Annotated in this window: 5 protein-coding genes; all 5 read right to left on the reverse strand. The window is 70.2% G+C overall.

The features are described from left to right. Positions 1 to 469: 469 nt before the first annotated feature. Complete coding sequence (locus VNM44_RS08215; RefSeq protein ID WP_325624856.1) at positions 470 to 940, reverse strand: Hsp20/alpha crystallin family protein; 471 nt, start codon at positions 938 to 940, stop codon at positions 470 to 472. Between the two features lie 647 nt (positions 941 to 1,587). Beyond that, positions 1,588 to 3,126, reverse strand: coding sequence for a sialidase family protein (locus tag VNM44_RS08220; protein ID WP_325624860.1), 1,539 nt, complete (start codon positions 3,124 to 3,126; stop codon positions 1,588 to 1,590). 108 nt (positions 3,127 to 3,234) lie between these two features. Beyond that, a complete protein-coding gene (locus tag VNM44_RS08225) occupies positions 3,235 to 4,815 on the reverse strand; it encodes a GTPase (protein WP_325624864.1) in 1,581 nt (526 codons plus the stop codon). Beyond that, positions 4,812 to 6,506, reverse strand: coding sequence for a dynamin family protein (locus VNM44_RS08230; protein ID WP_325624867.1), 1,695 nt, complete (start codon positions 6,504 to 6,506; stop codon positions 4,812 to 4,814). Before VNM44_RS08230 ends, VNM44_RS08225 begins: the two co-directional genes overlap by 4 nt. Positions 6,507 to 6,545: 39 nt before the next feature. Next, on the reverse strand, positions 6,546 to 6,890 hold a 345-nt coding region (locus tag VNM44_RS08235; RefSeq protein WP_325624870.1), incomplete at its 5' end, for a cupin domain-containing protein.

Genomic DNA, 6,890 nt, shown 5'->3' on the forward strand with positions numbered 1-6,890 from the left:
GATGGCCTAGGATGTGTTATCTGGCCCTGCAGCCAGAACCCCGGCCGAAAGCCCGCAATCTCCCGACGCGCCTAGGCGCGCGAGACGTAGGAGCCCAGGCGAACAGGATTCGACATGCAGGGCCAGTGCTTTGTTGTGCCCCGCACGTCGCCGCGTGAACGATCTGCGGGACGACACCGCACTCGCCTCGAGCGACAGACTGACCACAGGCAGGCTCGTCCAGATGCCTCTCGGTAAACCGCAGTGCTCTGGTGGCATGGCGGCCATTCCAGCCAATCAGGAAGCCGGGATTTCGCGGGAACGATTGACCGAGGTCGGTGTTGCGGAGGCGGGCCGCTGCGGCCCGACCGGTTCCGCGGTCCTGGGGGATTTCGGCGCGTCTCGTGAAATGCGGCGGTCGCCACCTGCACGTGGCGACCGCCGTTGAGAAGCCCTCGTTCTCCCGCGCAGAAGTCGGGAGGATTCGGGGTCAGTTCGTGCTGGACGGTAGAGCCGCCGCCTCGACGGTTGTCAGCACCGGGACGCGGCGGGGCTTGGACTGTTCCGGCTTCTTGACGTGGACCTCGAGTGCCCCGTTGGCGTAGTGCGCCTGGGCCTCGCCCTCGCCACAGCCCTGCGGGAGAGCGACCGACCGCGTGAAGTCGCCGAAGCGGCGCTCGGAGCGGAAGAAACGCTCATCCTCTACGTTCTCGGCGCGCTCGCGCGAGCCGCTGACCGTGAGGGTGTTGTCTTCGATCTCCACGGCGATCTTGTCCTCCGGTATGCCGGGCATGTCGAAGGCGTAGACCAGATCGTCTTCAGTCTCCCAGACGTCAAGCGGGGGTGTCCATGCCTGGGCGGAGCGAGCGGGCGACTCAAAGACCGTATTGATCAGCCGCTCGAATTCGGCATTCATGGAGAAGTTTCGTAGCGGCTCGCGGAAGCGGACAAGGGTGGTCATGACAATCGTCTCCTTGCATCACCGTGCATTGAACAAAGTATAGCAAGAAATCTTAGCCCTGTGATAGAAGATTCTGCTTTGGGTGTTGATCGAGACGTGCGTCACCGAGCCGGCAGGTACGGTCGGCCGCAAGGGACTCTTCCCCGGGGGTCCTCTCCAGTTCGGCGCGATCAACCCGTCGAGATCGGCCAGTGCGGAGCCACGCCGCGCGAACCCAACCGCCCCGGCCGACCAACAGATCAGGAAAAGGGCATACACTCGTCCCTATGAGCAATCTGATCGCCAAGATCCGCCACTGGCTGCACCTCGATAAGAAGCCGAAGACCTCGTAGGCGTCACGACTCGCGCAGCGATGCGCGTGAGGCGTCTGCGAGTACGACCAGCTATCGGCAGCGCTACGGCGTCACGCGTTCAGGCGCGGACGGGAAGGGGAGCGTGGAGGCTGGTCGGGGGCCGACATCGCCCGGGTGGGTCTACCGACCGGCATCGCGTGCGATCAGGGCAAGATCGCGTTCCAGGCCACGGTCGCGGGCCTGAATCCCGCTTACCTGTCGAGGCGAGCCCTCTGGAGTGACCTGCCGAACCTTCGACGCCTGGCGTAGAGGGTCTCGCGGTGGAGCCCGGTCACCCGGGCTCCACCGAGGGGGCTAGCCGGCTCGCCGGAAGAAGATGCTCGCCGGGTCGCCATTGTGCGGCTGCGACCAGAACGCCGTGAAGTCGTTTGCGACGTTGGCGAGCCCTTCGTAGTCGCCAGTGAAGAAGCCGCCGGCGTCCGGTGCCTGGCGCATGTCGAACGACTGGTCGGTCAGCTTCGCCTCGCTGGCCCAGTTGGTGACGTTCGTGCACGCGGCCGCACTCGTCGGGTGACAATGCGCGACGAAGTAATCGGTCGCCAGCGGCGGCGCACTCGTGTTGTTGCGGAAGTCGTAGTAGGTGACCGCCACGGTGCCGTTCGCCGCGACGTCCACGGACGGGGTGAAGGCCTGCTGATCAGCGATCGGGAGTGAGTTCGGGGTCTGGTTGACCTTGATCGGCGACGACCATGTGAGGCCGCCGTCGAGCGACTGGGCGAATCCGATCGCGTCCGCCTGGTTGGCGTTGAAGCTGGCGTCCTGCCAGACGGCGTACAGCCGCCCGTTCGCCGGATCCACGGCGATGTCCGGGATGATGTCGCCCGTCCTGACCTCGTCGCCCGTTTCAGGATCCGTGACACCGATCGTCCCGAGCCGACTCACGTCGTAGGGGCCCGACCATGTCGCTCCCCTGTCGGTCGACCGCAGCACCCGGACGAAACCTCCGCGGTGCTTCTTCGCGTTCTCGTTGTTGAACTCCGTAAAGATGTCGACCAGAGCCCCGTTTGGCTGGACGACGATCTGGTTGCCGATCGTCTGATCCTGCTGGCCGGGGTCCCAGATCGGCCGTGCCCTCTCCCACGTGAGGCCCGCGTCCGTCGACCGGGAGAACCACGCAGGGCCGCGGAAGGCGCTCGTGCGGAACGACGCGACGACGCTCGCACGCTCGCTAGCCGGAAAGACAAGGCGGTCCCAGACGGCGTAGACGTTGCTCGCGGCGGTCGGGTCGGCGGTGATCGACTGCTTGTCGTTGAACACCGTCGGCGCCGTGTCGCGGATGACGACGACGGGGTCACTCCAGGTGAGGCCACCGTCGGTCGAGCGGCTGGCGAGCAGCGCATGGTCGAAGTCGAAGGTCGTGAACGGCGGTGCAACGTCGTTGAACGACAGGCTCAGCTGGTAGACGATCCCGGTCGGGCCGAACGAGACCCACGGGTCCGTCGCCCGCTGATAGCCGCCGCCGTTCGCGGCCGTCCCGCCCGTACAGAGCGTCGTCTTCAGCGTCGTGACCGCCGTCCAGCTCGCGCCCGCGTTCGCGCTCCTGCCGACGACCAGTCCGCGGGAGCCCCCATTCGACCAGCGGTCTTGCTGCCAGATTCCGACGATGTTTGCTGGGTTCGTCGGGTTGACGTCGACCCACGGCTCGACCTCGCTGCCGACGAACGCCGTTCCGCTCTGGCCGCCGATGTCGTCCGCAGTGCAGACCGCGAGCGGGCTCGTGCTCGACACCTGCACGAGTGGCCCGGGCGTAAGCGGCCCTGCGAAGGCGCCGGCCGCCGTCGCGAGAATGAGAACGACTCCCCCCACAAGCGCCGCGGTGCGTCGTGAACGCATTGTCCGCCTCCTTGTGCTGATGAGCGCACAGGGTTACAGGCTTGATCCACCGCTGCAAGCACTGAGACCGGCGCCAGCCGATCGTAGTCAATGAATCTGCGGTGATCGCTACGAGCGCTCGCCAGCGGCCACCGCGAGCGACCGGCGGAGTGCCTCGTGTGCCGCCAGCTCGCGCTCGATGGGGGCGAGGACGAGCTCGTGGGCGACCGACTCGATGCCAGGCCGCAGCGCCCGCTCGGCCGCGCGCTGTCGCCGCCGCGCGCCCGCCGAGTTCACGAGGCGCGTGAGGAACGAGAGCACGACGCCGAGAGCGAGGCCGCCGAGCGCGAGCCATGTCGGAATCGGCGCGCCCTCGACGTCCGGCAGCGGTACGACGTCCTCGATCCGGAAATAGCCGGCGATGCCGGCGAGCGCGATCCATGCCAGGCCGACCATTGCGGTCGCTGCCAGCAGCCACTGGAGGAGGGATGCGAGGCGCCACCACCGCGGCGGCCCGGTGTCGAGCCTCGACGATCGCACGGCGAGGTCGAGCCGGTCGCCGACCCGTTCCTCGTCGGCGCTCGCGGCACGCCTGACCAGTGCCGGCCAGGGTGCGGGAAGCCCCTCGCTCGCGCTGTCCGCGACGGCGCGCACGGCGGTCGCGACCTGGGCGGCCTGAACGTCGGTCGCGGGGGGCAGCGATGTTCTGCCGAGCCCCGCCTCGGTCCTTTCGTCGAGGCGAAGGCGGCGCAGAGGATCGGGCTTCAGCCGGCGCAGCCAGCGAACCGGCGGCCATCCGCTCGAGAGCGTTCCCCGGTGGCGGTGCGCCGCGCCGACGGCGTCGACGACCCGTGGGACGCCCGCCGCTCCAGAGAGCGCCGCGGCGAGCGCGTCGCGGTCGCGTGGCTCGACCACCTGGGATCGGGGCGGCCCGCACCAGCGGCGGAGGGAGGCAGCGGCGGCCGCGACGTCCGAGGAAAGTCGTCGAACGGCAGCTTCCCGCGAAGCAACGCGCCGCTCGAGGAGCTCGCGCAGCTCGTCCAGCCCTGCGCCGGTTCGCGCCGAGATCGCGAGCACCGGTGCGTCCACGAGGCCGTCCTGTGCGAGCAGGCGCGCTGCGTCGCGTCGCAGGGCATCCGTCTCGGTCGCCGAGAGAAGGTCGGTCTGATTGAGGACGACGGCCATCGAGCCACCGTGCGTCGCGAGCGGTACGAGGTATCCGCTGTGGAGCGCTGCGTCCGCGTACTTCTGCGGCTCGACGACCCAGACGAGGAGGTCGGCGAGCTCGACCATCCGGTCCACCTCGAGCCGGTGTGCGGTCTCGACAGAGTCGAAGTCGGGCAGGTCGAGGAGGACGAGGCCACGAAGGCCGTCACTCTCGATCCGATGGCGGCGTCGGATCTCGAGCCAGTCGAGGAGTGCGTCGGCACCGTCTCCCCAGACGGCCGCCTGACCCACCGAGGTCGTCGGCCTGCGCCGGCCGACTGCTGCCAGGTCGATCGCGGTCAGCGCGTTGAAGAGCAGCGACTTGCCCGCTCCGGTGGGTCCCGCGAGCGCCACGACCGTCGACTCGATCCCGAGACCGAGCCGCGCCCCCGCCTTGCCGGTGACGCGCCGCGCCGCCTCCACCGCTTCGGAGTCGAGCCGGCCCTCTGCGACGCCGACCGCGTCGGCGAGTGCGGTCAGGCGCCGGTCGAGATGGACGCTCATGACGCGTGCCGAACGCCGTCGATCGCGGCGTCGAGGCGCGCGATCGCCGACGCCTCGGGGGCCTTCCCCTCGAGGAGTGCGGCGAAGCGGTCCGACTCCTCGCGCAGAATCGCGTCGACACGCTCCACGAGGTCGTCCCGGGCACGCGCGGCGAGCGAGCGCACCGCCTGGTCGCCGAGCAGCGCCTCGAGGAGCTTGTGCCCGACGGCGGAGGTTCCGCCCGCAACGACCGCCTCGAGGCCCGTGATCCCGCCCGTGCTCGCGAAGACCGCGAGCATTACCGTCAAGCCCGCCCCGTTCACGCCGAGCGACGCAAGCCGTGCCGTGGTCCGCTTCGCGGCTCCCTCGGTACGGACGAGCTCCATGACGTAGGCCTGCCATTCCCGCACCTGGTCGCGCGTGTCTGCGCGAAGCTCCTCGGACGCGCGTGTCAGGACGGGCGCTCCGTCGACGAGCGCGCGTCCGGCGGGGCTCTCGCCCCACGCGTGTGCGGCGCGCTCGGCAGCGCGTTCCGCCGCTGCGCGGACGACCGCCTCGAGCCGGTGCTCGACGGCCTCGCGCAGCTGCTCTCCGGCAGGCTCGCGGTCGGTGACGAGGCTCGCCAACCGGTCCCGGATCGCAGCGAGCCGCGTCTGCAGCTCGCGCATCAGCTCACCCGTGCCGACCACCTCGTGCCAGCGTGCGACCACCTCACCGCGGAGGAGCGAGCCGCTCCGGAGCGCGTCCTCGATCTCCTGCCGCGCCGACGCATACGCCAGCTCGGCCCGGGCGCGAAGCTCGGCCGCCGCAGCGAGCTGCTCGGCCGCCGCGCGCTCCACGGCACCCGCACGGCCGGGCAGGCTGCGCAGCGCGCCCGTGAGCGTCCGGCGGATCAGGTCGGCACGCGCCTGCGCGTCCGCAGCGAGCGCGTCGAGCCAGCGGCGCACCGGCACGAGCTCGGCCGGCGGGAGACGACCGTCTTCGAGCCGCGTTTCTCCGACGACGAGCAACGCGGCGTCGACCCGCTCCGCGCGCATCATCTCGGCGAGGTGCGCGGCGACCTCTCGGTCGGCGTCGTCGGGCACGCGGTTGAGCACGATCGACAACGCCGTCCCGCGGTCACGCGCCGTCGCGAGGAACTCCCACGGGACGGCGTCCGCGTACCGCGCCGCCGTCGTCACGAAGAGCCAGGCATCGGCGGCCGCGAGGAGCTGCGTCGCGAGGGCGCGGTTCTCGGCGAGTACCGAGTCGATGTCGGGTGCGTCCAGGAGCGCCAGGCCGGGCCTCAGCGCGGGGGCAGGCGTGAGCAGGAGCGTGCCGGGGGTCGGCGCGCCTCCGGTCACCCGGGGCAGGCCGGGGAGGATCCGGTCGTCCTCGAACCAACGCATGTCGTCCGGGTGGCAGACGAGGACCGGGCCGCGCGTCGTCGGGCGCAGCACCCCCGACGGGCTGACGTCGGCGCCGACGAGGCTGTTCACGATGGTCGACTTCCCTGCGCCAGTCGAGCCTCCGACCACCATGAGGACAGGCGCGTCCATTCCATCGAGGCGCGGGAGCAGGTAGTCGTCCGTCTGGCCGACGATGTCGTCACGCGCGGAGCGCGCTGCGGCCGCATCCGGAAGATCGAGGTCGAGCCGGAGCGCCGCAAGCTCGTCCCGGAGCCGCCGCAAAGCGGCTGGGAGCTCGGGTCCGCCGAGCTTCTCGCGGCTCATGCTACGGCGCCTTGCTGGGCCCATCGAGGATCGACCGGGCTACGCGTCAGCCCACCAGTCCCGCTCGCCGTCGACGTCTTGGCGCGGATCCTCGCCGAGGTGGGGCGCGCCGAAGACGAGGATCTCCAGGCCATCCGGCCCGGCCTCGTAGCCTCGCCACGTCCCGGGTGGGACCCGGACCGCGTCCCACTCCGCGAGCTCGACGATCTCGTCGTCGAGCTTCATCCTCCCGCTCCCGCGCACGACGACGTACACCTCCTCTTGCTTCATGTGCGTGTGGCCGTACGGAAACCGATAGCCGGCCGGGACGCGCTGGTAGCTCAGGGCGGACTCCTCGAGCTCGAGCGGCTTGGTCGCCGCGCGGAACTCGAGGTCCGGCGCGCC

Origin of the sequence: Gaiella sp. (assembly GCF_035558935.1) — a bacterium.
Taxonomy (GTDB): Bacteria; Actinomycetota; Thermoleophilia; order Gaiellales; family Gaiellaceae; genus Gaiella.

Coding starts and splice junctions, on each gene's coding strand:
- VNM44_RS08230 (WP_325624867.1), bottom strand. CDS start 6,506: ATGAGCCGCGAGAAGCTCGGCGGACCCGAGCTCCCAGCCGCTTTGCGG.
- VNM44_RS08220 (WP_325624860.1), bottom strand. CDS start 3,126: ATGCGTTCACGACGCACCGCGGCGCTTGTGGGGGGAGTCGTTCTCATT.
- VNM44_RS08215 (WP_325624856.1), bottom strand. CDS start 940: ATGACCACCCTTGTCCGCTTCCGCGAGCCGCTACGAAACTTCTCCATG.
- VNM44_RS08225 (WP_325624864.1), bottom strand. CDS start 4,815: ATGAGCGTCCATCTCGACCGGCGCCTGACCGCACTCGCCGACGCGGTC.